Below are 22,516 nucleotides of genomic sequence, written 5' to 3'. Positions count from 1 at the left end.
GGGCCCGGAGCCGGGATCACTCCGATGGCAGAGCGACGGACAGCACGAGCAGGGCGAGCCCGGCCGCCGGGGCGAGGGCGAAGGCGGCGGAAGCGCCCAGTGCGTCGGCGATGTGCCCGGAGACGAACGCCGCCAGCGCGGAGCCGGCCGCGCTGGCGGAGTTGTTCCAGGTGAACGCCTGGGTGCGGACAGCCGGGTCGACGGTCGTCTCGGTGAGGACGTTCAGCAGCACCAGCGTCGGCGGGATCGCCGCCTCGGTCACCACCACCGCGGCCCCGAGCCACAGGGCGGACGGCGCCAGAGGAGGCAGAAACGCTGTGCCCGTCAGGTAAGCGGCGGCGGCGACGAGCTGGAGCCGGGCCGGGGCGCGGTGCCTGCGCAGCCCGTAGTGCCAGCCGGAAACCAGCCCGCCGATGCTCGCGGCGGCGACGATCGGTGCGGCCGCCCCGGGCACGCCGTGCTGGGTGGCGAACGCGCTCACCGAGACACCCATGGTCCCGAAGTACAGCCCGACAGCCACGTTGAGCAGCGCGAGCCGGACGAAACGCACCCGGCGAAGGGGACGTCCGGGGCGGGCCGGCGGTGGCGCGGTCCGGCGCTGGGTGGCCAGGGCCGCACCACCGCCGACGACGAGAACCGCGGCCAGGGTACTGGCCAGGGGTGCGTACCCGGCCGCCCCGAGCGCGGTGACCAGTACCGGTCCGAGGAGGAACGCGGTGGCGTTGGCGAGCGACTCCAGCGAAAAGGCGGCCGGCAGGTGGCCGGTTCCCCGCAGCAGGTGCGCCCAGCGGGCCGCGGACAGCGCGCCGAGCTGGGGGACGGCCGCGCCGGCGCAGGCGGCGAAGGCGACCGCCACCGGGGGCGGCGCGGTGAGGACACCGGCGACGGCGATGCCGTGGGCGGCCACGGAGAACGGCAGGACACGGGTCTGGCCGAACCGGTCGGTCAGGCGGGCGACCTGCGGGCCGAGCACGCCTTCGGCGAGGGCGAACCCGGCGGTGGCGAGACCGGCCGTGCCGTACGAACCGGCGCGGGCGTGGAACAGCCAGAGCAGGCCCAGACCGGTCATGGCGATGCCGGTGCGGCCCACGGCGGCGGTGAAGAAGAAGGCGGCGGCGCCGGGAAGGCGCAGCACCGGACGGTATCCGGATGACATGGGGGAGTCCTCGTGGCCGCCGGGAAGCCCGGGCGGAGGGACACGGCCCGGCCGAGGCGGGTCCGGACGACTGGGGTCACCATGGCCGACGGACCCCCGGCTCGGCAAGTGTTTTACGGACGGCCCGGCGCGGCAGCGTCCTCAACGGGTGCTTCGTCGTTCACGTGCTGACTCCCTTCAGTCTCGCCGGATACCGGCGACGAGCTTCTCCCAGTTCCCGGACGCGATGAGCTCCCGGTCGGCGCCGCCGAGGGGTGCACTGTCCACAAAGGCCCGTGCGGACCCGGCGCGTTCCCGGTTGAACGGGTAGTCGGAGGCGTACATGATCCGCTCCGCCCCGACTGTTTCGCGGCTCCACCGCAGGTACTTGTGGCTGGCGATGCCGCCCGGGGTGATGAAGATGTTGGTGCGGAAGTAGTCCGCGATCGGGCGCCGAAGGGTGACGAGCGGGTCCATGGCGGCGACGCGGTCGAGGTAGAACAGCACGACTTCGCCCCAGTGGCCCAGAATGACCTGCAGGCCGGGAAACCGATCGAAAACACCCGCGATGATCATCCGCAGGACGGTCAGGCCGGCGTCATAGTGCCAGCCGAACGCCCCGGTGGCCAGCATGCTGTCCACCGGCTCGCCGAACCCGCGGTAGTACGCGTCGGTGACGCTGGGCACCGGCGCGCGAGGATGCAGGTAAACCGGCGCGCGCAGGTCTTCGGCGGCTTCGTAGATGTCCCAGAATCCGGCCGCGTCCAGGGCGCGGCCGCCGGAGTGTGCGTTCACCAGCGTTCCGTGGAACCCGAGTTCGGTGACCGCGCGCCGCAGTTCGTCGGCCGCGGCCGGCGGTGCCGGGGTCGCCAGCGTCGCGAACCCCTGCAGACGTCCGGGATGGCGCCGGATCGCTTCGGCGAGGCCGTCGTTCACGGCCACCTGCAGGGCGACCGCCTCGGCGGCGGGCAGGTTCTGCAGGCCGGGTGTCGTCAGGGACAGCACCGCCGTGTCGATCCCGGCGTCGTCCATGGCCGCGATCCGCCCCTCGCCGACGTCGAGCAGGGCCGGCAGCACGCCCGCGGCCAATGCCCGCTTCATCATCGGCTCGGCCGGCTGGGGATCGTGCCGCTTCCAGGCCTCGGTCACCTCGGCGGTGACGAAGTGCTCCTCCAGCCCGTACAGCCGCATCGCGCGCTCAGCTCCGGACGGTCTTGAGTGCGCCGGCCCAGGATTCGAGCTGGTCGAACAGGATCGTGGCCGCCTGGTCGTGCGCGGCCGCGGGGGTGAAGGTGGTGAAGTTGCGGAAGTCGTCGGCCAGGGAGAAGGACAGCTGCTGGCGGACGTGGGCGAGCTGCAGTTCGCTGCAGATCGCGCGCAGGTGCTCGATCGCCCGGGCGCCGCCGAGTGAGCCGTAGGAAACGAAGGCGGCGGCCTTGTTGTTCCACTCGCCGTAGAGGTAGTCGATGGCGTTCTTCAGCACCGCGGACGTGGAGTGGTTGTACTCGGGGGTGACGAAGACGAAGCCGTCGTACTCCGCGATGGTGGCGGCCCAGGCTTTGGTGTGTTCGCCGGTGTACCGGCCGGCGCGGGCGGGGATGGGCTCGTCCAGGTGGGGCAGTGGGTGGTCGAGCAGGTCGATCAGCTCGTAGCGGGCGCCGGTGCGTTCCTTGGCGCGGGTCAGGACCCAGTCGGCCACGGCTTCGCCGTTGCGGCCGGGGCGGGTGCTGCCGAGGATGACGGCGAGCTGCAGATCGCTCACGGGGCTGCCTCCGAATCTTCGTGACTTGAATCTTCAAGTCACGCTAGCCCGACTGACTTGAAGATTCAAGTGTCGGTTTCCCGCCGGTACACTCCCCGCATGCCTGCTCCGAAGGATCCCGAGGCGGCCGGGCCGCGCTGGCTCACCGACGACCAGCTGGCCGCGTGGAGGGGATTCATGAAACTGCTCCAGCGGCTGCCCGTGGCCCTGGAAGCCCAGCTGCAACAGGACTCGAAGCTCAGCCTGGTCGAGTACTACGTCCTGGCGCACCTGTCCGACCAGCCCGGGCGCCGCCTGCGGATGAGCGAGCTCGCCGTCCTGGCCGGCACGGAACTGTCCCGCCTTTCCCACCTGATCCGCCGGCTGGAGAACCGCGGCTTCGTGGTCCGCGAGCCCGACCCCGGAAACGGGCGCTACACGCGAGCCGTGCTGACCGACGCGGGATACGCCTACCTCGCCGACGCGGCACCCGCACACGTGGCACGGGTACTGGAGCTGTTCGTCGACGTTCTCGGCGCGAACGAACTCCGGACCCTGCACCGGATTTCCGGGAAGGTGCTCCACCGCATCGACAGCGAACCCGGCCCCCGGCTGCCGTTGCCGTCCTAGAGCTTGAGGCGATCGCCGAGCCCGCGGATGTGGTCCGCCCGGCCGCAGTCGAGGTCCTGCTGGCGACGCCGTTCCGCGACGAACGCCCGCCCCAGCCCGGTGCGGTCCGATGTGGACATCTCGCGGCGCAGTTCGTTCAGCAGCCCGCGTTCTTCGCCGCGCACGTGCGCGTCCACGGCGTTCTCCAGCCGCAGCAACGCCTTCTCGAAGTCGTCGCCGTCGAGGACGGCCAGCAGGTCGTCGGCGAACGGTGCGCCGGGTGACGACGGGCGGACGATCCGCTCGGTCGCCGTCGCGTGGGCGACCAGCAACGCCGCCAGCTCCGCCACCAGGGCCGGGCGGTCGGCTTCGCTGTTGCGCAGGTCGCGCAGGAGCTGCTCGAACCGGCGGTGGTCGGCCAGCAGGACCTCCACCAGGTCCGAGCCGGGGGCCGCCGCGGCCGGGGCCGGGCGCATCCAGCCGAACGTCAGCTCGACCGCCTGGCGCCAGTGCGCGTACTCGGTGTCGCGGCGGGCCGGGTCCATCGCCGGCAGCCACTGGCCCGCCCGGTGCCAGTTGCGGCGCAGGCCCTCCAGGTCCGGCCAGTACCCGACGGACAACCCGGCCGCATAGGCCGCGCCGAGCGAGACCGTCTCCGCCACCATCGGGCGGACCACCGGCACGTCGAGGACGTCGGCGACGAACTGCATCAGCAGGTTGTCCGCGGTCATCCCGCCGTCGACCTTCAACGTCGACAGCGCCAGCCCGGAGTCGGCGTTCATCGCGTCGACGACCTCGCGGGTCTGCCAGCCGGTCGCCTCCAGCACCGCCCGCGCGAGGTGGCCTTTCGTGATGTACGACGTCAGCCCGGCGATCACGCCGCGGGCCTCGCTGTGCCAGTGCGGCGCGAACAGCCCCGAGAACGCGGGCACGATGTAGCAGCCGCCGTTGTCCTCGACCGTCCGGGCCAGGGTCTCGATCTCCGGTGCGCTGCCGATCAGCTCCAGGCCGTCGCGGAACCACTGCACCAGCGACCCGGTGACGGCGATCGACCCTTCGAGGGCGTACACCGCGGGCTCGTCGCCGATCTTGAAGCCGACCGTGGTGAGCATGCCGTGGGTGGACAGCACCGGCGTCGGGCCGGTGTTGAGCAGCAGGAAGCTGCCGGTGCCGTAGGTGCACTTCGCCTCGCCGGGCGCGAAGCAGGTCTGGCCGAACAGCGCGGCCTGCTGGTCGCCCAGCGCCGCCGCGATCCGGATGCCGGGGACCACCCGGGACGTCGTCCCGTAGACCTCCGTCGACGACCTGATCTCCGGCAGCATCGCGCGCGGGACGTCGAAGAACTCGAGCAGCTCGTCGTCCCACGAAAGGGTGCGCAGGTTCATCAGCATGGTGCGCGAGGCGTTGGTGACGTCGGTGACGTGCACGCCGCCCTCGGCGCCGCCGGTGAGGTTCCAGATCAGCCAGCTCTCGATGGTGCCGAACAGGACGTCGCCGCGTTCGGCGCGCTCGCGCAGCCCCGGCGTGCGTTCGAGCAGCCAGCGGATCCGCGGCGCGGAGAAGTACGTGGCCAGCGGCAGGCCGCACAGCTGCCGGACGCGGTCGGCGCCGGGTTCCCGGGCGAGCTGTTCGAGCATGGCGTCGGTGCGGGTGTCCTGCCAGACGATCGCCCGCCCGACCGGGTTGCCGGTGCGCCGGTCCCACAGGACGGTGGTCTCGCGCTGGTTGGCGATCCCGAGGCCGACGACCTGGTCGGCGGTCGCGCCCGCGTCGGCCAGGGCCTGCGGCACGATCCGCGAGAGGTTCCGCCAGATCTCGGTCGCGTCGTGTTCGACCCATCCGGGCCGCGGGAAGTGCTGCTGGTGCTCGCGCTGCACGACGGAGACGAGCCGGCCGCGCGCGTCGAACAGGATGCACCGGGTGGAGGTGGTGCCCTGGTCGATGGACATCACGTACCGCTGGACCATCGTCCTCCCTTCACCATCGGGACGCGCCGAGGTCTCGGGACACCGCCCGGGCCGCGTCGCGGACCTGGGTCAGCAGCCGCGGGCTCGGGGCGCCGTCGGGCTCGCAGATCCGCTCCGCCGCGCCCGACACCCCGATCGCGCCGACCACGATGCCGCCGTGGCCGCGGATCGGGGCGGCGATCCCGGCCTCGCCCGAGATCATCTCGCCGTTCTCGGCCGCCCAGCCCGCCTCCCGTACCTTCGCACACGCCCGCTTGATCGCCGTCTGGGTGACCAGGGTCCGGCGCGTGTACGGCTCCGGGGTCGCCTTCAGCGTCGTGTCGTAGGCCAGCAGGACCTTGCCCAGGGCGGTCGCGTGCAGCGGCAGCAGCGTGCCGACGTCGAGGGTCTGCAGGCTGTCGTCCGGGCGGAACACGTGGTGCACGACGAGCACCCGGCCCTCCAGGGGCGCGCCGATCCGGACTGCCTCGCCGCTGCGGGCGGCCAGCGCGTCGGCCCAGTTGATCGCCCGGGACCGCAGCTCGTTGACGTCGAGGTAGCTCGTGCCCAGGTGCAGCAGGGCCGCGCCGAGCTGGTACTTGCCGGTGTCGCGGTCCTGCTCGACGAACCCGACGCCCTGCAGCGTGCGCAGGATCCCGTGCGCGGTGCCCTTCGCCAGTTCGAGGGACTCGGCGATCTCGCCGACACCCAGGCGCCCCGAGCCGCGCGCCAGCAACCGCAGGATCGCGGCGGCGCGCTCGATGGACTGGATCGGACCGGGCACCGCGCGACCCTAACCCGACCGGCCGCGATTCGACAATGTCGAACATCCACTTCGGCCGTTCGACAATGCCGACCGCCGTCCGTTGACCCTCCCGACCCGCGAACTTAACTTTCCCTCACCAATAGGGGGACAAGGTCCTTTGTGGAGGAAAGCAATGGTGCGAAACCTCAAGGCCCACGGGCTCGTCGGCGAGATGGCCGCCGAGTTCGTGGGGACGATGATCCTCATCCTCTTCGGATGCGGAGTGGTGGCGCAGGTCGTCGCCGCGGGCATCGGGGACCACGACAGCATCGCCTGGGCCTGGGGCCTCGGTGTCACGCTCGGTGTTTACGTCGCTTCGCGGATCAGCGGCGCGCACCTGAACCCGGCCGTGACCATCGCGCTCGCGGTGTTCAAGGGCTTCGAGTGGCGCAAGGTCGCCCCCTACGCCCTGGCCCAGACCGCCGGCGCGTTCCTGGCCGCGATGCTGGTGCGCTGGAACTACACCGAGGTCCTCAACGCGAAGGACCCGGGCCTGACGATCAAGACCCAGGGCGTGTTTTCCACCCTTCCGGGTAACGGCACGCTCCCGGTGGGTGACTGGGGTGCCTTCCGCGACCAGATCATCGGCACCGCGATCCTGCTGATCGTCCTGTTCGCCATCACCGACCTCCGCAACACCTCGCCGGGCGCGAACCTGGCCCCGGTCGTCGTCGGCTTCCTCGTCGTCGCCATCGGCATGGCCTGGGGCACCGACGCCGGCTACGCGATCAACCCCGCCCGCGACTTCGGCCCGCGCCTGGCCTCCTGGCTGACCGGCTACGACACGGCGTTCACCGACCAGTACGGCTTCCCCTACTGGTGGATCCCGATCGTGGCGCCGGTGCTCGGCGCGCTGATCGGCGGCGCCATCTACAAGTACCTGATCGAGCGGTTCCTGCCCGCGGGCGAACCGCTGGACGCCATGCCCGCCAAGGACCTCGAGCCCGCCAACTGAGTAGGAGCACGACCATGCCGGACTTCGTCGGTGCCGTGGACCAGGGCACGACCAGCACCCGCTTCATGATCTTCGACCACGGCGGCAACGAGATCGCCCGCCACCAGCTCGAGCACGAGCAGATCCTGCCCAAGCCGGGCTGGGTCGAGCACGACGCCACCGAGATCTGGGAACGCACGCGCTCGGTGATCGCGACCGCGCTCAACAAGGCCAACCTGACGGTGACCGACCTGGCCGCGCTGGGCATCACCAACCAGCGCGAAACCACCGTCGTCTGGAACCGCCGCACGGGGCGCCCGTACGGCAACGCGATCGTCTGGCAGGACACCCGCACCGACCGGATCGCCTCCGCGCTGGAGCGCGAGGGCAAGGGCGACATCATCCGCCGCAAGGCCGGCCTGCCGCCCGCCACCTACTTCTCCGGCGGCAAGCTGCAGTGGATCCTCGAGAACATCCCGGGCGTGCGCGAGGACGCCGAGAAGGGTGACGCGCTGTTCGGCACCACGGACACGTGGCTCATCTGGAACCTCACCGGCGGCCCGGACGGCGGCGTGCACGTCACCGACCCGACCAACGCCTCCCGCACCATGCTGATGGACCTCGAGACCCTCGACTGGGACGACGAGCTCCTGTCCTTCTTCGACGTCCCGCGCCAGATGCTCCCGGCGATCCGGCCGTCGTCGAACCCGGGGTTCGGCACCACCCGCGCCGACGGCCCGCTCGGCGGCGAGGTCGCCATCACCGGCGTCCTCGGCGACCAGCAGGCCGCCACCGTGGGCCAGGTGTGCTTCCGGCCCGGCGAGGCCAAGAACACCTACGGCACCGGCAACTTCCTGCTCCTCAACACCGGCCAGGAGCTCGTCCGCTCCCAGCACGGCCTGCTGACGACGCTGTGCTACCAGTTCGGCGACGACAAGCCGGTCTACGCGCTGGAAGGCTCGATCGCCGTCACCGGCTCGGCGGTGCAGTGGCTGCGCGACCAGCTCGGCATCATCAGCGGCGCGGCCCAGAGCGAGAGCCTCGCGCGCCAGGTCGAGGACAACGGCGGCGTCTACTTCGTCCCGGCGTTCTCCGGCCTGTTCGCCCCGTACTGGCGCTCCGACGCCCGCGGCGCGATCGTCGGCCTCACCCGCGCCACGACCAACGCCCACATCGCGCGGGCCACCCTGGAAGCGATCTGCTACCAGACCCGCGACGTCGTCGAGGCCATGCAGAACGACTCCGGCGTCACGCTCGACGTGCTGCGGGTGGACGGTGGCGTCACGGCCAACGAGCTGTGCATGCAGCTGCAGGCGGACATCCTCGGCGTGCCGGTGTCGAAGCCGGTCGTCGCCGAGACCACCGCCCTCGGCGCCGCCTACGCGGCGGGGCTCGCGGTCGGCTTCTGGAAGTCGACCGACGAGCTGGAGCAGAACTGGAACGAGGACAAGCGCTGGACGCCGTCGTGGAGCGGCGAACAGCGCGCCGAGGGCTACGCGGGCTGGCAGAAGGCCGTGGGCCGCACGCTCGACTGGGTCGACGTGCAGTGATGAGGAGGAACACCGTGACCCCGCTTTCCCCGGCCTACCGGGCGGAGACCCTGCGGAAGCTGGTCGGCGAAGAGGTCGACGTGCTCGTCGTCGGCGGGGGAGTCACCGGGGCCGGCGTCGCGCTCGACGCCGCGTCCCGGGGGCTGTCGACCGCACTGGTCGAGGCCCGCGACTTCGCCGCCGGCACGTCCAGCCGGTCGTCCAAGCTGATCCACGGCGGCCTGCGCTACCTGGAGCAGCTGGACTTCAAGCTGGTGCGCGAGGCCCTCAAGGAGCGTGGCCTGCTGCTGCAGAAGCTGGCCCCGCACCTGGTGCGGCCGGTCAAGTTCCTGGTCCCGCTGCAGCACCGGGTCTGGGAGCGCGGCTACATCGGCGCCGGCGTCACGCTGTACGACACCCTCGGCGGCGCCCGCGCGCTGCCGCGGCACCGGCACCTGTCCAAGCGGGGCGCCTTCAAGGCCGCTCCGGCGCTGGCGGACGACGCGCTGATCGGGGCGATCCAGTACTACGACGCCCAGGTCGACGACGCCCGCCACACGATGACCATCGCGCGGACGGCCGCCGAGCAGGGCGCTTCGGTCCTCACGCGGACTCGCGTCACTTCGCTGCTTCGTGACGGCGAGCGCGTCGTCGGGGCGAAGGTGGTGGACCGCGAGAGCGGCGTGGAGTTCGAGATCCGGGCGCGCGTGGTCGTGGCGGCCACCGGCGTGTGGAGCGACGACATGGCGGAGGCGGCCGGGATTCCCGCGCCGTTCACCGTGCGGGCGTCGAAGGGCATCCACCTCGTGGTGCCGCGGGAGAAGATCGACCTGGACACCGGGCTGATCCTGCGCACCGAGAAGAGCGTGCTGTTCGTCATCCCGTGGGGACGGCACTGGATCGTCGGCACCACCGACACCGAGTGGGACCTCGACCGCGAGCACCCGGCGGCGAGCCGCGCGGACGTCGACTACGTGCTCGACCACCTCAACGCCGTGCTCCGGACGCCGGTGACGCACGACGACATCGAGGGTGTCTACGCCGGTCTCCGCCCGCTGCTGGCGGCGAAGGCGACCGCGACGACGAAGCTGTCGCGGGAGCACGCGGTGGCGCGCCCGGTGCCGGGCCTGGTGATCGTGGCCGGCGGCAAGTACACGACGTACCGGGTGATGGCCGCGGACGCGGTCGACGCCGCGGTCGAGGAGGTCGGCCGCCCGGCCCCGCCGTCGTGGACCGACCGGCTCCCGATCGTCGGCGCCGACGGCTACCACGAGCTGTGGGACGACCGGTACTCGCTGGCCGCCCGGACCGGCCTGCCGCTGACCCGCGTCGAGCACCTCCTGCAGCGGTACGGCACGCGGATCTGGAACCTCGTTTCGCTGATGGAAGAGGATCCTTCGCTGGCTTCGCCGATCACGGAGACCTCGGAATACCTCCGTGTGGAGGCCGTCTACGCGGTGTCCCACGAGGGTGCGCTGCACCTGGAGGACGTCCTCACCCGGCGGACGCGGATTTCGATCGAGGAACGCGACCGCGGGGTGGCGGCGGCGCCCGTCGTGGCCGCCCTGATGGCCCCGCTGCTGGGCTGGGATTCCCACCGCACGGACCGTGAGGTGGCGAACTACCTGGCCCGCGTCGAAGCGGAGCGCTCGGCCCAGGAAGCCCCGGACGACGCGGCGGCGAACGCCACCCGCCTCGCGGCGCCGGCCCTGCTGCCGAGCTGATCCGGCGTGCTCACGGAGCTGGGACGCACTCCAGCTCCGTGAGCACGTACCGCGCGTTGGCGGAGATGACCGGGTTGGTGTGCCGGTAGTACGGCAGCTGGATCACCGCCATCGACAGCGCCCGGCCGCGGCCGCGCGCCCAGGTGGCGTCGTCGGCGGCCACGGCGTCCCGGAAGTCCTGCCGGGTGTCGGCGGTCAGCAGGTTCCATGCGGGGATCAGGTCGATCGCCGGGTCGCCGAGGCCCGCGGTCGCCCAGTCGAGGACGCCGCTCAGCCGGCCGTCGCGCAGCAGGAGGTTGCCCGGCATCAGGTCCCCGTGCACCCAGCACGGCGGCCCGGTCCACTGTGGAGCATCGAGCGCCTCGGCCCAGACGCTCAGGGCCGCCTCGGCGTGGAACGGCTCGTCGGTGCGGCTGAGCTCGTGGATCGCCCGGCGGGTGGCCGTGTCCACCGTGGACAGCGGCTGCCCCCGGAAGGCCGGGGGACCGGCCGCCGTGTTCGCCCGCAGCGCGAGGACGAACTCCGCCAGGCCGTGGACCGGGCGGCCTTCGAGCGCCGGGTCGCCGTCGAGCCACCGGTGCACCGCCCACGGCCACGGGTACCCCTCGGCGGGTTCGCCGAGCGCGGCGACGGCCGGGATCGCCACCGGCAACCCGTCGAGCACGCTCAGGATCCGGCGTTCCTTCGCCACGTCCTCGGCCGCGCGGGGCAGCCGGACCGTCAGTGCGTCCCCGAGGCGGAACACGGCGTTCACCGTCCCGCCGGAAGCCAGGGGCGTGACCGGCAGATCCGCCCACTGCGGGAACTGCCCGCGCAGCAGCCGCCGGACGAGCGCGGAGTCGAGGTCGGACACGTGATCACCGAACCACGCACGTCAACGGGGTTTCCGTGACCACGGGCACCCCGGATTGCACGACGATGCATAGCCGTGCATAATCATTCGCATGTCCAAGGTGCTCACTTCCCTGCCCGTCGGCGAGCGTGTCGGTATCGCCTTCTCCGGTGGCCTCGACACTTCCGTAGCCGTCGCGTGGATGCGCGACAAAGGCGCGGTCCCCTGCACCTACACCGCCGACATCGGCCAGTACGACGAGCCCGACATCGAGTCGGTGCCCGGCCGGGCCGGCCAGTACGGCGCCGAGCTCGCCCGGCTCGTCGACTGCAAGGAAGCACTGGTCGAAGAGGGGCTCGCGGCCCTGACCTGCGGCGCCTTCCACATCCGCACCGGCGGCCGCAGCTACTTCAACACCACCCCGCTCGGCCGCGCGGTCACCGGCACCCTGCTGGTGCGTGCCATGCTCGAGGACGACGTCCAGATCTGGGGCGACGGCTCCACCTACAAGGGCAACGACATCGAGCGGTTCTACCGCTACGGCCTGCTGGCCAACCCCTCCCTGCGGATCTACAAGCCGTGGCTCGACGCCGCTTTCGTCACCGAGCTCGGCGGCCGCAAGGAGATGTCGGAGTGGCTGGCCGCGCACGACCTGCCGTACCGGGACAGCACCGAGAAGGCCTACTCGACCGACGCCAACATCTGGGGCGCCACCCACGAGGCGAAGTCCCTGGAGCACCTGGACACCGGCATCGAGATCGTCAAGCCGATCATGGGCGTGGCGTTCTGGGACCCCGAGGTGGAGATCCCGGCCGAGGACGTCACGATCGGCTTCGAGCAGGGCCGGCCGGTGACGATCAACGGCAAGGAGTTCGCCTCCGCCGTCGACCTGGTCCTGGAGGCCAACGCCATCGGCGGCCGGCACGGCCTGGGCATGTCCGACCAGATCGAGAACCGGATCATCGAGGCGAAGAGCCGCGGCATCTACGAGGCCCCGGGCATGGCGCTGCTGCATGCCGCCTACGAGCGGCTCGTCAACGCCATCCACAACGAGGACACCCTCGCCAGCTACCACAACGAGGGCCGCCGCCTCGGCCGCCTGATGTACGAAGGCCGCTGGCTGGACCCGCAGGCGATGATGCTGCGCGAGTCGCTGCAGCGCTGGGTGGGCACCGCCATCACCGGCGAGGTGACGCTGCGGCTGCGCCGCGGCGAGGACTACTCCATCCTCGACACGTCCGGCCCGGCGTTCAGCTACCACCCGGACAAGCTGTCGATGGAGCGCACCGAGGACTCCGCGTTCGGCCCGGTCGACCGGATCGGCCAGCTCACCATGCGCAACCTCGACATCGCGGACTCGCGGGCGAAGCTCGAGCAGTACGCGAGCCTCGGCATGGTCGGCGGCAAGCATCCGAAGCTGATCGGCGCCGCCCAGGCCGCGGCGACCGGCCTGATCGGCGCGATGCCCGAGGGCGGCGCCGAAGTGATCGCCTCGCGCGGCAAGACCGACGACGTCGAACTGCTCGACAGCGCGGCGATGGAGTTCGGCACGGACTGACCGCGGTCAGGGCACGAGCACGACCTTGCCGGTGACCGTGCCGGATTCCGCCAGCGCCAGGGCTTTCCCGGCCTCGGCCAGCGGGATCCGCGCGGCCACCTGCGGCGTCAGCGTTCCGGCGGCGGCGAGCTCGAAGACGGCCGTCAGGTCCTCGGCGAGCCGCGCCCGGAACCGGGCGAGGTTCCGCTTGCCGCCCCAGACGTTGTAGAAGTGCGTCCGGCGCCGGTTCGGCAGCACGTTCCACCACAGCAGCCGGGCGAAGAGCTTGAGCACCGGCAGCCGGGAGTTGCCGGGGTCGTCCTTTGTGGACGCGCTGCCGTAGGCGACCAGCGTGCCGCCCGGGGCCAGCAGCCGGAAGGAATCGGCGATCCCGGGCCCGCCGACGTGGTCGAACACCGCGTCGACGCCGCCGGGCGCCAGCCTGCGGACCTCGGCCGGCACGTCGCCGCGGTAGTCGACGGCGGTCGCGCCGAGCGCGGTGACGACGCCGGCGTTGCGGGCCGACGCGGTCCCGATGACCTCGATCCCGGCCGCGCGGGCCAGCTGCACCAGCGTCGTGCCGACGCCGCCGCTGGCGCCGTGCACCAGGATCTTCGCCCCGGCCCGGACGCGGGCGATCCGGTGCAGCATCTGCCAGGCGGTGATCCCGTTGACGACGAACGTCTCGGCTTCGGCCGGGTCGAGCCCGGCCGGCACCGGGACCAGGTCGGCGGCGGGGAGGACGACGTGGCTGCGCCACCCGCCGGTCTTCGTCAGCGCGGCCACGCGGCGGCCGGCCAGGGCCGGGTCGGCGGCTTCGAGGACCGTGCCGACCACGTCGTACCCGGGCACGAAGGGGAACGGCGGCTGGTCGTAGTACTTGCCCCGCCGCATCTGCTGCTCGGCGAAGGACACGCCGGTCGCCTCGACGCGGACCAGCGCTTCGCCGGCGCCCGGGTGCGGGAGCTCGCGGCGTTCGACGCGCAGGCCGTCCGGCTCGACGAGGCCGGGGAGGACGATCTCGGTGACGGTCATGGTGGCTTCCTTCCGGTTGTGAGTGACTGGTCAATCACTTCATGGGCGACGAAAAGGCCCCCGGCGGGGGCCGGATTTCAGGACTTGCCGGGGTGGCGGATGCCGGCGGACAGGAGCGCGGCCCACTCGCCGGCGTGCTCGTCGAGGTCGAGTGTGGCGATCAGGTGGCAGAGCTGGCCGTAGGCGATGAACCGCTGCACGTGGTCGTCTTCGGCGCCGGAGCGGGACTTGGCCAGCTCGGTCACCTTGGCCAGGCCGCGGCGGACGGCGTCGGCGATCTCCGGGGTGTCGGCGGCCGACTGGGCGTGCACCTGCAGCATCAGCAGGTTCCGGTCGGCGATCAGCTCCGCGTAGGCGCCGCCCATTTCGTGCAGGATTTTCCCGGGATCGTCGTCCGCGGCGCGCGCGGCGCCGTGGGAGAGGGCGTGGGCGACGAGTTCGTAGCAGCGGTCGAGGGCGGCGACGAACAGGGAAACCTTGCCGGGGAACAACTTGAAGACGTACGCGGGGGAGATGTCGGCCCGGGCGGCCACGGCGCTGATCGGCGTGCTGTGGTAGCCGCCGCGGGCGAACTCGGCGATGGCCGCGTCGACCACGACGTCCCGCCGGGCGTCGGAGGTGGAGAGGGTGGCACCGCGTTTCGTCATGTGAGTGACTGTACACTCACTCTGGTCCGCGGGCAACCGGGGTGGGCGAGGAGCCGGATCCCTGGCGACGGGGACGAACCCGGCCCGCGTCCGCCGGCGAACGCCCGGAACAATCCCGCCGGAATCCGTCCGGCGGCCCCGAGCCGCTGCCGGATTCCGGCGCCCCGGAACTGCCGGAATCCGCCGGGAACGGTTTCCCGCGCCGCCAACCTCCCTTAGTAGGTACCGGATTCCCGGCCCCGCGCGGAGTATTCCGTGCCACCACGTCGATTCCCCACCGGCTGGAGGCACACCTCGTGAAAACCACATCAGGAGTCCTTCGTGGACTCGCGGCCCTTTCGGCCGTCACCGCCGCGGTCGTCGCCCTGCAGGCGCCGGCCGCCGCGGCCGCGGCGCGGACCGATCTCGGGATCACCATGCAGGCCCAGCAGAAGGACCAGTGGTGCTGGGACGCCAGCGGCAACACGGTCGCCGACTACTGGGGCTACTCCCTGACCCAGACCCGGTTCTGCCAGATCGCGCACAACGAGTCCGGCAGCGACTGCGCCAACAACCAGGGCTACCTGTCCGACCAGCAGCGGGTTTTCCGCTACCTCGGCTTCGCCAGCGCCGGGACGTACAACTCGAACGGCCAGACGCTTTCCTTCTCCGGCATCAAATCCCAGATCGACGCGGGCCGCCCGATCGGCACCCGGATCGGCTGGCGGTCCGGCGGCGGCCACATGCACGTCCTCTACGGCTACGACAATTCCGGCGGCGCGACCCGCGTGGAATACGGCGACCCGTGGCCGAACAACAGCCGCTACAACTCGATGAACTACAGCACCTACCTGTCGAACACGCAGTTCCAGTGGACCCACACCGTGTACGGAATGGAGGGCTGAGCATGCTGCGGAAAGCCATCGGCGTCGCCGTGCTGGCCGGCGCCGCGATGCTCACCACGACCGGCGCCGCGGGCGCGGCGAGCGGACCGGCGGGTACCCCGACCGCCGCCGACACCGCCGCCATCGGGCAGCTCACGAGCGGCCCGGCCACCCTCGGCCGGCTCGCGTCGACGAAGTTCCCGGGCGCCCACGCGGCCGCGGCGCAGCAGTCGGCCGACCCGCGCACCCAGGTCCCCGTCTACGAGCCGACCGCGGAGTTCGTCGCCGGGAAGTCGGACGTTCCGGCCGCGCTCGCCTACGTCGCGGTGCCGGCGCGGACCGGCGACGGCACCGCCGCCACCGTGTGGGCCGAGCGCCAGGGGGCCGCCTGGACCGTCGTGAACGTCGCGTCCGGCGACTACGAGCAGCGGTACGCCCGGGCCGCGGCCGGCGGCTACCTCCTGCACGAGCCGCAGGTCAACGCCTGGTACGCGGTGCACGGGGACGCCGTGACCGTCCTCGACGGCTCGGTCACCGGCCTGGCCGCGGGCACGAAGCTGTCCCTGGCGGACTACCGCGCGGCGCTGCACGGGCGGTACGCGGACAAGCTGCCGGGTTCGGCCTACGACCGCGACGGCGCGGGTGGCGGTTACGGCGGCCGCGAACGCGCGGTCCCGGCCGCGGACCCCGCCGGCGTGCCGCTGCTGCCCTTCGTGCTCGGCGGCGCCCTGGTGCTGGTGGCCGGTGCGGTGGTCGTGCCGCGGCTGCGCCGGCAGTAGGACGGCGAGGGGCTGCCGGTGCACCCGGCAGCCCCTTGGCAGCCGGTCATGATCAGGTCACAATGCGCCATGGCCGTTTCGCCGGGTGTGCCGCCGGAAGCGGCGCGCCCGGCGCTGAGCGCGTCGGATCTGGCGCTGGTGGAGGCCCTCCAGCGGGACCCACGGGCGCCGTGGACGCGCATCGCCGCGGCCGTCGGCACCGACGCGACGACGGCGGCCCGCCGCTGGGACCGGCTCCAGGCGGCCGGCCTGGCCTGGCTCACCGCCTACGCCACCGCCCCGACGACCACGGTCGGCTACGTCGACCTGGCCTGCCGCCCGGACACCCTCGGCGGCCTGACCCGCGAGCTGTGCGGCTGGCCGTCGGTGTTCAGCGTCGAGCGCACGACGAGCCGGTTCGCGCTGTTCCTCAGCTTGGCCGCGCGCGACCTCGACGCACTGGACGCGCTGGTCACCGCCCGCATCGGCACCCTGCCCGGGGTGCGGGAGGTCCGTTTCGCCGTCGCGACCCGCGTCTACCGGGAGGGCAGCGGCTGGCTGGTGAACGCGCTCGCCCCGGAACAGCGGGCGGTGCTGGACGACACCGCGGTGCAGGCCCGGCTGGTGGTGCCGCAGCAGTGGAACGACCGGGACCTGCGCGCGCTGGTGGAGTCGCTCGGCGAGGACGGCCGGCGCAGCTACGCCGAGCTGGCCCGCGACTGCCGGATGAGCGAGTCGGCGGTGCGGCGCACGCTGGCGCGGATGCTGCGCAACCACGAACTCGACTTCCGCTGCGATCTCGCACACGTCCCGGCGGGCTGGCCGGTGATCGCGGGCTACCGGCTCGACGTCCGCGCGGCGGAGCTCGACCGCGCCGGTTCCGCCATCGCGCAGCTGCCCGAGACGCGGCTGTCGGCCGCGGTGGTGGGGGAGGGCAACCTGGTGGTCTCGGCGTGGCTGCGCGTCCCGGGCGACTGCACGGATTACGAGACGCGGCTCGTGGAAGCCGCTCCCGGCGCGCGCGTGCTCGACCGGGCGATCACGCTCCGGATGCCGAAGCGGATGGGCCGCCTGCTCAGCCCGCACGGCCTCGCCGGCACCCACCAGGCGATCATCCCGGCCCGCTGAGCACCGCCGCTCGCCGTCCTGCTCGCACGGCCGCCGCGTAGGGTCGGAAGCGGATCTCTTACGGCGGAAGGACACAGCGGGTGGGCGAGTCGAACTGGGCCGGGAACCTCACTTACGGCGCGGACGCGGTGACGACGCCGCGGACGGTCGCCGAGGTGCAGGAAGCCGTCGCGGCGGCGGCGCACGTCAAGGCCCTCGGCAGCCGGCACTGCTTCAACGACATCGCGGACTCCCCGGGCGGGGTCCTGCTGGACCTGCGTGCGCTCGAGGCCGGGGTCGAAATCGGCGAAGGCACGGTGACCGTCGGCGGGTCGGCCCGCTACGGCGACTTCGCGCAGCAGCTGCACGACGCGGGCTTCGCGTTGCCGAACCTGGCGTCGCTGCCGCACATCACCGTGGCCGGCAGCGTCGCGACCGGCACCCACGGCTCCGGCCGGCGGCAGCCCGGGCTCGCCGCGGCCGTCTCCGGGATCGAGCTGGTCACCGCCGACGGCTCGGTGAAAACCTTCACCCGCGCCGACGCCGAGTTCCCCGGTCTGGTCGTCGGGCTGGGCGCGTTCGGCGTCGTCACCCGCCTCACCCTCGACGTCGTCCCCGCGTTCGACGTCCGCCAAGACGTCTTCGACGGCCTGCCGTGGGAAGCCGCGGACCGGCACTTCGACGAGATCGAAGACGCCGGCTACAGCGTCAGCATGTTCACGAACTGGGCGAACGACCGGATCGACCAGGTGTGGGTCAAGAGCCGCGCCGACGATTTCACCGAGCGGGAAGAGCTGTTCGGCGCGGTGCCCGCGGACGGGCCACGCCACCCGGCCCACGCCGCCGGGATCGCCGCGGACAACTGCACGCCGCAGCAGGGGGTGCCGGGGCCGTGGCACGAGCGGCTCCCGCACTTCGCGCTGGCGTTCACCCCGAGCGTGGGGGACGAGCTGCAGTCGGAGTACTTCGTGCCCTACCGGGACGCGGCGGCCGCCGTGCGCGCGATCCGGGAGATCGGTGACCTCGTCGCCCCGCTGCTGCTGGTCTCCGAGATCCGCGCGATCGCGGGCGACGACCTGTGGCTGAGCCCCTGCCACGGCGGCGACCGGGTGGCCCTGCACTTCACCTGGCAGCCCCGGCAGCCCGAGGTCGAGGCGGTGCTGCCGGTGCTCGAGGAGCGCCTGGCCCCGTTCGGCGCGCGCCCCCACTGGGGCAAGCTCTTCCACGCCACCCCGTCGGGCTACCCGCGGCTGGAGGAGTTCCGGGCCCTGGCGGACCGGCTCGACCCGCAGGGCAAGTTCCGCAACCCGTTCCTGCACCGCCACGTCTTCGGCGGCTAGCCCCGCGGCGGCGCGGTGGTGGCGCGGACGATGAGGTAGGTGTCCAGGACCTGCGTCGTGTGCTCGTCGGCCTCGCCGTCGAGCAGGCCCAGCAGGATCGTCACCGCCGCGCGGCCGGCCGCCTCCGTCGGCATCGCGATCGTCGTCAGCGGGGGTGCGGAGATCGCCGCGAAGACCAGGTCGTCGAAGCCCACCAGGCTGATCTCGTCCGGCACCGGCACGCCGCGGGCGTTCAGCCGCGCCAGCGCGCCGAAGGCGACGAGGTCGTTGTAGGCGACGATCGCCGTCACGTCCGCCGCCAGCGCCAGGTCCGCGCCCTGCAGGCCGCCCTCGAACACCGGCGGGAACGGGCCGAACTCCACGACGTCCGTGCCGTGCCGCGCCACCGCCTCCGCGAGGCCCTCCTGGCGGGCCCGGTTCGCCCACGACGTCCGGGGCCCGCCCAGGTAGGCGCAGCGCCGGTGGCCCAGCGCGGCCAGGTGCTGGATCGCCTGCCGCATGCCGTCCGCGGCGTCCATCACGATCGACGGGATCCCGGCCACCTCGCGGTTGAGCAGCACCAGGGTCGTCTGCCCGGCGAGCGCGCGCAGCTGGTCGTCGGTCATGCTCGGGCTGCACAGCACCACGCCGTCGACCTGCTTGGCCATCCGCCGCACCAGGTTCTGCTCGGTCGCCGGGTCCTCGTCGCTGTTGGCGAACAGCACGGCGATGTCGTCCTGCCGGGCCCGGGCCTGCACGCCGTTGAGCACGCCGGTGAAGAACGGGTTGCCCAGGTCCGAGACCACGATCCCGATGTGCCCGGTGCGGGCGGCGGCCACCGGCTGCGGTGCGCCCGCCGCGTGGTACCCCAGCTCGTGCGCCGCGGCGAGCACCCGGGTGCGGGTCTGCTGCCGGACCAGGTCCGGGGACGTGAACGCCCGGGACACGGTCGAGATCGACACGTTGGCCCGGCGGGCGACGTCGTGAATGGTCACGGTCACGGCTACTCCTCGGCAGGCTCCGGGCAACATCATGGAAACTCCCTGAGTGCGTTGTCAACAAATCCTGCAAACGATGACCGTCGCTTGCAGCCGGAAGAGGTCTATTCCAGTAAGCGCTATCTCGAAACGCGCACCCCCGTTCGGAGTACCGGCAATTCGACGAATTCGACCGTGCCGTCCCGAAGATTGACACCTTTGTCGCGGACGCCCTACGGTGACGACCGGAAGTTTCTCCCGAACGCCTGACCCATTCGTCAGTTCCGCGCGGCCCGCAGCGGGTCCCGCCGATCGGAGATCCATGTCGGGGAGCCGGAGCCGCACCGTGGCGGACCCGCCGAGGCTGGCCGTCGTCGGCACGTCCGGCTACGCGTTCAGCTACCTGCACCGGGCGCGCATCCTGCACGACGAGGGCCTGGTCCGGTTCGCCGGGATGGCCGACATCCGGCCGCCGTCCGCCGCCGCGATCGCGCTCCTGCCCGAGGGTGGCACCGCGCACGTCGGCGTCGACGACCTGCTCCGCCGCTGCCGCCCCGGCATCACCGTGGTCGCCACGCCGCCGCACGCGCACGTCCAGGTCGGGAGCGCGGTGCTGCGCGCGGGCAGCGACCTGCTGCTGGAAACCCCGCCCGTGCTCGACCTCGACGGCTTCACGACGCTGACGCGGCTGGCCGCGGAGGCCGGATCGGCCTGCCAGACCGGGTTCCAGAGCTTCGGCTCCCCGGCCCTGCCCGCCCTCCAGGCGGCGATCGCCTCCGGGAAGCTCGGGGACGTCGTCGGCGTGGGCGCCGCCGGGGCGTGGATCCGCACCGACGCCTACTACCGCCGCAACCCGTGGGCCGGCCGCCGCTGGCTCGACGGCGAGGCCGTCGTCGACGGGGCCCTGACGAACCCGTTCTCCCACGCCGTGGCCACCGCGCTGCTGGTCGGCGGGGTGGCCGGCCGCGACCCGGCGGAGATCGCGCTGGAGCTCTACGGCACGCGCGACATCGAAGCCGACGACACCGCCTGCCTGCGGATCCGGTTCGGCGACGGCCCCGAGATCGTCGTCGCCGCCTCGCTGTGCGCCGAGCAGGACCACGAGCCCTACGTCGTGGTGCACGGCGTCAAGGGGCGCGCGAAGTTCTGGTACAAGAGCCACCGCCTCGAGCTCGACGACGAGCGGCTCCACCTCGGCCCGCCGGCCGACCTGCTGCGCAACCTGATCGCCCACCACCGCGACCCGGACGGCGTGCCGCTGCTCGCGCCGCTGTCGGGGACGCGGGCGTTCGCCTCGGTGGTCGAGGCGGTGCGGAACGCGCCGTCGCCGTCGCGGATCCCGGCGGGCTGGATCCGCACGGTCGGCGAGGGCGCGAGCCGGCACCCGGTGGTGCGGGGGATCGGCGAAGAGGTCGCCGTCGCCGCCGACCGGCTGGCGTTGTTCTCCGAGATCGGCGTGCCGTGGGCGAACGCCGCCCGCCCGGCGGCGCCCGCCGAACGCACCGGATAACGCCGCCGGTGCTGCCCAGCGCTGACCGACCGGTGGCCGAACCGGTTCGAGTAAGCGCTTTCTCGGCGTGCGTGCTGAATGCTGAAAGTGCTGCTGCACAAGGGTTGTTGCGGCTATTTGCCCGTTGACACACGTGTTGTGCACTGCCTACCGTGAGCGCGCTGACAGCGTTTTCAGAAAGTGCTGACCGGCTGAGGACGGAGAGTTCGATGGGGCGGACAACTGAGCGTAGGACCAGGGGACGGGGTGTCGCCGCGCTGGCCGTGGTGGTCCCGCTGCTGCTGACCGGGGTGGCCGCCTGCGGCTCGGACTCCGGTGGCGGCGGTGGCGACGTCACGATCAACTTCGTCTGGTGGGGCAGCGAAGGGCGGGCGAACCTGACGAAGAAGGCCGTCGAGCTCTTCCAGCGGAAGAACCCGAACATCAAGGTGCAGACGTCGTTCTCGGCGTACGCGGCCTACTGGGAAAAGCTGGCGACGCAGACGGCCGGGGGCAAGCCGCCGGACGTGCTCAACGTCGACACCCGCTACCTCGCCGAATACGGCGGCCGCAACGTGCTGGCCGACCTGAACTCCGGCGCCGGCAAGGCGATCTCGCTCGCCGACGTCAACCCGGAGCTGGCGGCCACCGGTGTCTACCAGGGCAAGCGGTACGCCGTGCCGTGGGCGCAGAACACGCCGGCGATGATCTACGACCCGGCAGCGTTCACCGCGGCCGGCGCCGACCCGGCGAAGGGCATGACCTGGGACCAGTACGCCGAGACCGCCCAGAAGGTCGGCACGGCGGGTTCGGCGCGCGGGGTGACCGACTTCGGCATCCTCGACACGACCCTGGAGATCTGGCTGCGCCAGCAGGGCAAGCAGTTCTACACCGCCGAGGGCAAGCTCGGCTTCACCGCCGGCGACCTGCGCAGCTACTGGCAGCTCGCGAGCAGGTTCCGCGACACGAAGGCCGCGTCGCCCGCGGACGTCACGGCGTCCTACAACACCTCGCCCGAGCAGTCCCCGCTCGGCAAGAAGCTGACCGCCTCGGAGTTCGCCTACGACAACCTGCTGCCGGCGTACCAGAAGGCGAACGGCAAGCCGCTCAACGTGGCGCCGTACCCGAGCGGCGCGAACGGCGACACCGGGCAGTACCGGCGGCCGTCGATGTTCCTCGCCGTGTCCGCGCGCAGCCAGCAGCAGGAGGCGGCGGCGAAGCTGGTCGACTTCCTGATCAACGACCCCGAGGTCGGCAAGATCGTCGGCACCGACCGCGGCCTCGCCCCGAACCTGAAGGTCCGGGCGCAGCTGGCGGCGGACGCGAAGGGCAACGACAAGACCCTCTACGACTACGAAGCCGCGCTCGAACCGAAGCTCGGAGCCGCGCCGCCGGTGCCGCCGAAGGGCGCCGGGGCGATCCAGAAGCTCCTGCAGCGCACGTACGAAGAGGTCGCGTTCGGCCGGATGAGCCTCGACGACGCGGTGAACCGGTTCATGACCGAAGCCCAGAAGGGACTGTCCTAGCCG

General features: G+C 72.2%; 20 protein-coding genes. 11 read left to right on the top strand and 9 right to left on the bottom strand.

All coding sequences use genetic code 11. From position 1 onward, the window contains the following. Positions 1–16: 16 nt before the first annotated feature. The 3 genes from AB0J55_RS18880 to AB0J55_RS18870 all read right to left on the bottom strand — a co-directional run bounded on the left by AB0J55_RS18880 (position 17) and on the right by AB0J55_RS18870 (position 2,897). Positions 17–1,156 (bottom strand): MFS transporter, encoded by a 1,140-nt coding sequence (locus AB0J55_RS18880; RefSeq protein ID WP_364249467.1) that lies wholly within the window; start codon positions 1,154–1,156, stop codon positions 17–19. A 177-nt stretch (positions 1,157–1,333) separates the two neighbouring features. Next, on the bottom strand, positions 1,334–2,326 hold the full coding sequence (locus tag AB0J55_RS18875) for an amidohydrolase family protein (protein ID WP_364249465.1): 993 nt from the start codon (positions 2,324–2,326) through the stop codon (positions 1,334–1,336). Between the two features lie 7 nt (positions 2,327–2,333). Next, positions 2,334–2,897, bottom strand: a complete 564-nt coding sequence (locus AB0J55_RS18870; RefSeq protein ID WP_364249463.1) for an NAD(P)H-dependent oxidoreductase — start codon at positions 2,895–2,897, stop codon at positions 2,334–2,336. A gap of 99 nt (positions 2,898–2,996) precedes the next feature. Between AB0J55_RS18870 and AB0J55_RS18865 the strand changes: the two genes are divergently transcribed. After that, a complete protein-coding gene (locus AB0J55_RS18865) occupies positions 2,997–3,506 on the top strand; it encodes a MarR family transcriptional regulator (protein WP_364249461.1) in 510 nt (169 codons plus the stop codon). Here AB0J55_RS18865 and glpK (AB0J55_RS18860) read toward each other — a convergent pair. Together glpK (AB0J55_RS18860) and AB0J55_RS18855 are read right to left on the bottom strand one after the other, a co-directional pair. Beyond that, positions 3,503–5,452, bottom strand: a complete 1,950-nt coding sequence (glpK, locus tag AB0J55_RS18860) for a glycerol kinase GlpK (RefSeq protein ID WP_364249459.1) — start codon at positions 5,450–5,452, stop codon at positions 3,503–3,505. The two genes, AB0J55_RS18865 and glpK (AB0J55_RS18860), sit on opposite strands and share 4 nt — an antisense overlap. A gap of 10 nt (positions 5,453–5,462) precedes the next feature. Further along, the gene (locus AB0J55_RS18855; protein ID WP_003057213.1) at positions 5,463–6,215 is read right to left on the bottom strand and encodes an IclR family transcriptional regulator; all 753 of its coding nucleotides are present in this window, start codon (positions 6,213–6,215) and stop codon (positions 5,463–5,465) included. A gap of 154 nt (positions 6,216–6,369) precedes the next feature. Here AB0J55_RS18855 and AB0J55_RS18850 point away from each other — a divergent pair, with 154 nt between their 5' ends. The 3 genes from AB0J55_RS18850 to glpD are packed head-to-tail and all read left to right on the top strand — an operon-like array spanning position 6,370 to position 10,423. Next, on the top strand, positions 6,370–7,191 hold the full coding sequence (locus AB0J55_RS18850) for an MIP/aquaporin family protein (RefSeq protein WP_364249457.1): 822 nt from the start codon (positions 6,370–6,372) through the stop codon (positions 7,189–7,191). A 14-nt stretch (positions 7,192–7,205) separates the two neighbouring features. Beyond that, on the top strand, positions 7,206–8,720 hold the full coding sequence (gene glpK / locus AB0J55_RS18845) for a glycerol kinase GlpK (protein WP_364249455.1): 1,515 nt from the start codon (positions 7,206–7,208) through the stop codon (positions 8,718–8,720). Continuing rightward, on the top strand, positions 8,720–10,423 hold the full coding sequence (gene glpD / locus AB0J55_RS18840) for a glycerol-3-phosphate dehydrogenase (protein WP_364249453.1): 1,704 nt from the start codon (positions 8,720–8,722) through the stop codon (positions 10,421–10,423). The genes glpK (AB0J55_RS18845) and glpD overlap by 1 nt, the downstream gene beginning before the upstream one ends. A 10-nt stretch (positions 10,424–10,433) precedes the next feature. Here glpD and AB0J55_RS18835 read toward each other — a convergent pair whose 3' ends face one another. Continuing rightward, positions 10,434–11,276, bottom strand: coding sequence for an aminoglycoside phosphotransferase family protein (locus AB0J55_RS18835; RefSeq protein ID WP_364249451.1), 843 nt, complete (start codon positions 11,274–11,276; stop codon positions 10,434–10,436). A gap of 91 nt (positions 11,277–11,367) precedes the next feature. Here AB0J55_RS18835 and argG point away from each other — a divergent pair, with 91 nt between their 5' ends. Then, positions 11,368–12,813 (top strand): argininosuccinate synthase, encoded by a 1,446-nt coding sequence (gene argG / locus AB0J55_RS18830; protein ID WP_364249449.1) that lies wholly within the window; start codon positions 11,368–11,370, stop codon positions 12,811–12,813. Between the two features lie 6 nt (positions 12,814–12,819). On the opposite strand, the gene AB0J55_RS18825 is transcribed toward argG, so the two are convergent. Both AB0J55_RS18825 and AB0J55_RS18820 read right to left on the bottom strand, forming a co-directional pair. Continuing rightward, positions 12,820–13,827, bottom strand: coding sequence for a medium chain dehydrogenase/reductase family protein (locus AB0J55_RS18825; protein ID WP_364249447.1), 1,008 nt, complete (start codon positions 13,825–13,827; stop codon positions 12,820–12,822). Between the two features lie 77 nt (positions 13,828–13,904). After that, complete coding sequence (locus AB0J55_RS18820; protein ID WP_364249445.1) at positions 13,905–14,474, bottom strand: TetR/AcrR family transcriptional regulator; 570 nt, start codon at positions 14,472–14,474, stop codon at positions 13,905–13,907. 296 nt (positions 14,475–14,770) lie between these two features. Between AB0J55_RS18820 and AB0J55_RS18815 the strand changes: the two genes are divergently transcribed. From AB0J55_RS18815 to AB0J55_RS18800, 4 genes are all read left to right on the top strand, one after another. Continuing rightward, positions 14,771–15,358, top strand: coding sequence for a papain-like cysteine protease family protein (locus AB0J55_RS18815; RefSeq protein WP_364249443.1), 588 nt, complete (start codon positions 14,771–14,773; stop codon positions 15,356–15,358). Continuing rightward, a complete protein-coding gene (locus AB0J55_RS18810) occupies positions 15,355–16,116 on the top strand; it encodes a hypothetical protein (protein WP_364249561.1) in 762 nt (253 codons plus the stop codon). Before AB0J55_RS18815 ends, AB0J55_RS18810 begins: the two co-directional genes overlap by 4 nt. A gap of 48 nt (positions 16,117–16,164) precedes the next feature. Continuing rightward, entirely contained in the window at positions 16,165–17,223 is a 1,059-nt protein-coding gene (locus tag AB0J55_RS18805) for an Lrp/AsnC family transcriptional regulator (protein WP_364249441.1), read from the top strand. A gap of 80 nt (positions 17,224–17,303) precedes the next feature. Next, a complete protein-coding gene (locus AB0J55_RS18800; RefSeq protein WP_364249439.1) occupies positions 17,304–18,542 on the top strand; it encodes an FAD-binding protein in 1,239 nt (412 codons plus the stop codon). Here AB0J55_RS18800 and AB0J55_RS18795 read toward each other — a convergent pair. Next, positions 18,539–19,522 carry a LacI family DNA-binding transcriptional regulator gene (locus AB0J55_RS18795; RefSeq protein WP_364249437.1) on the bottom strand — a complete coding sequence of 328 codons (984 nt, stop codon included), beginning with the start codon at positions 19,520–19,522 and terminating at the stop codon, positions 18,539–18,541. The genes AB0J55_RS18800 and AB0J55_RS18795 overlap by 4 nt on opposite strands. A 298-nt stretch (positions 19,523–19,820) precedes the next feature. On the opposite strand from AB0J55_RS18795, the gene AB0J55_RS18790 reads away from it, so the two are divergent. Both AB0J55_RS18790 and AB0J55_RS18785 read left to right on the top strand, forming a co-directional pair. Then, positions 19,821–21,008, top strand: a complete 1,188-nt coding sequence (locus tag AB0J55_RS18790; protein ID WP_364249435.1) for a Gfo/Idh/MocA family oxidoreductase — start codon at positions 19,821–19,823, stop codon at positions 21,006–21,008. A 209-nt stretch (positions 21,009–21,217) separates the two neighbouring features. Then, positions 21,218–22,513, top strand: a complete 1,296-nt coding sequence (locus AB0J55_RS18785; RefSeq protein WP_364249433.1) for an extracellular solute-binding protein — start codon at positions 21,218–21,220, stop codon at positions 22,511–22,513. Positions 22,514–22,516 lie beyond the last annotated feature (3 nt).

It is taken from the genome of Amycolatopsis sp. NPDC049688 (assembly GCF_040674975.1).
Classification (GTDB): domain Bacteria; phylum Actinomycetota; class Actinomycetes; order Mycobacteriales; family Pseudonocardiaceae; genus Amycolatopsis.
Note: the sequence above shows the minus strand (reverse complement) of the source record. Positions and strands in the feature narration are given on the sequence as shown.

Coding starts and splice junctions, on each gene's coding strand:
- AB0J55_RS18825 (WP_364249447.1), bottom strand. CDS start 13,827: ATGACCGTCACCGAGATCGTCCTCCCCGGCCTCGTCGAGCCGGACGGC.
- AB0J55_RS18785 (WP_364249433.1), top strand. CDS start 21,218: ATGGGGCGGACAACTGAGCGTAGGACCAGGGGACGGGGTGTCGCCGCG.
- AB0J55_RS18880 (WP_364249467.1), bottom strand. CDS start 1,156: ATGTCATCCGGATACCGTCCGGTGCTGCGCCTTCCCGGCGCCGCCGCC.
- AB0J55_RS18805 (WP_364249441.1), top strand. CDS start 16,165: ATGATCAGGTCACAATGCGCCATGGCCGTTTCGCCGGGTGTGCCGCCG.
- glpD (WP_364249453.1), top strand. CDS start 8,720: ATGAGGAGGAACACCGTGACCCCGCTTTCCCCGGCCTACCGGGCGGAG.
- AB0J55_RS18790 (WP_364249435.1), top strand. CDS start 19,821: ATGTCGGGGAGCCGGAGCCGCACCGTGGCGGACCCGCCGAGGCTGGCC.
- AB0J55_RS18820 (WP_364249445.1), bottom strand. CDS start 14,474: ATGACGAAACGCGGTGCCACCCTCTCCACCTCCGACGCCCGGCGGGAC.
- AB0J55_RS18850 (WP_364249457.1), top strand. CDS start 6,370: ATGGTGCGAAACCTCAAGGCCCACGGGCTCGTCGGCGAGATGGCCGCC.
- AB0J55_RS18865 (WP_364249461.1), top strand. CDS start 2,997: ATGCCTGCTCCGAAGGATCCCGAGGCGGCCGGGCCGCGCTGGCTCACC.
- AB0J55_RS18875 (WP_364249465.1), bottom strand. CDS start 2,326: ATGCGGCTGTACGGGCTGGAGGAGCACTTCGTCACCGCCGAGGTGACC.
- argG (WP_364249449.1), top strand. CDS start 11,368: ATGTCCAAGGTGCTCACTTCCCTGCCCGTCGGCGAGCGTGTCGGTATC.
- glpK (WP_364249459.1), bottom strand. CDS start 5,452: ATGGTCCAGCGGTACGTGATGTCCATCGACCAGGGCACCACCTCCACC.
- glpK (WP_364249455.1), top strand. CDS start 7,206: ATGCCGGACTTCGTCGGTGCCGTGGACCAGGGCACGACCAGCACCCGC.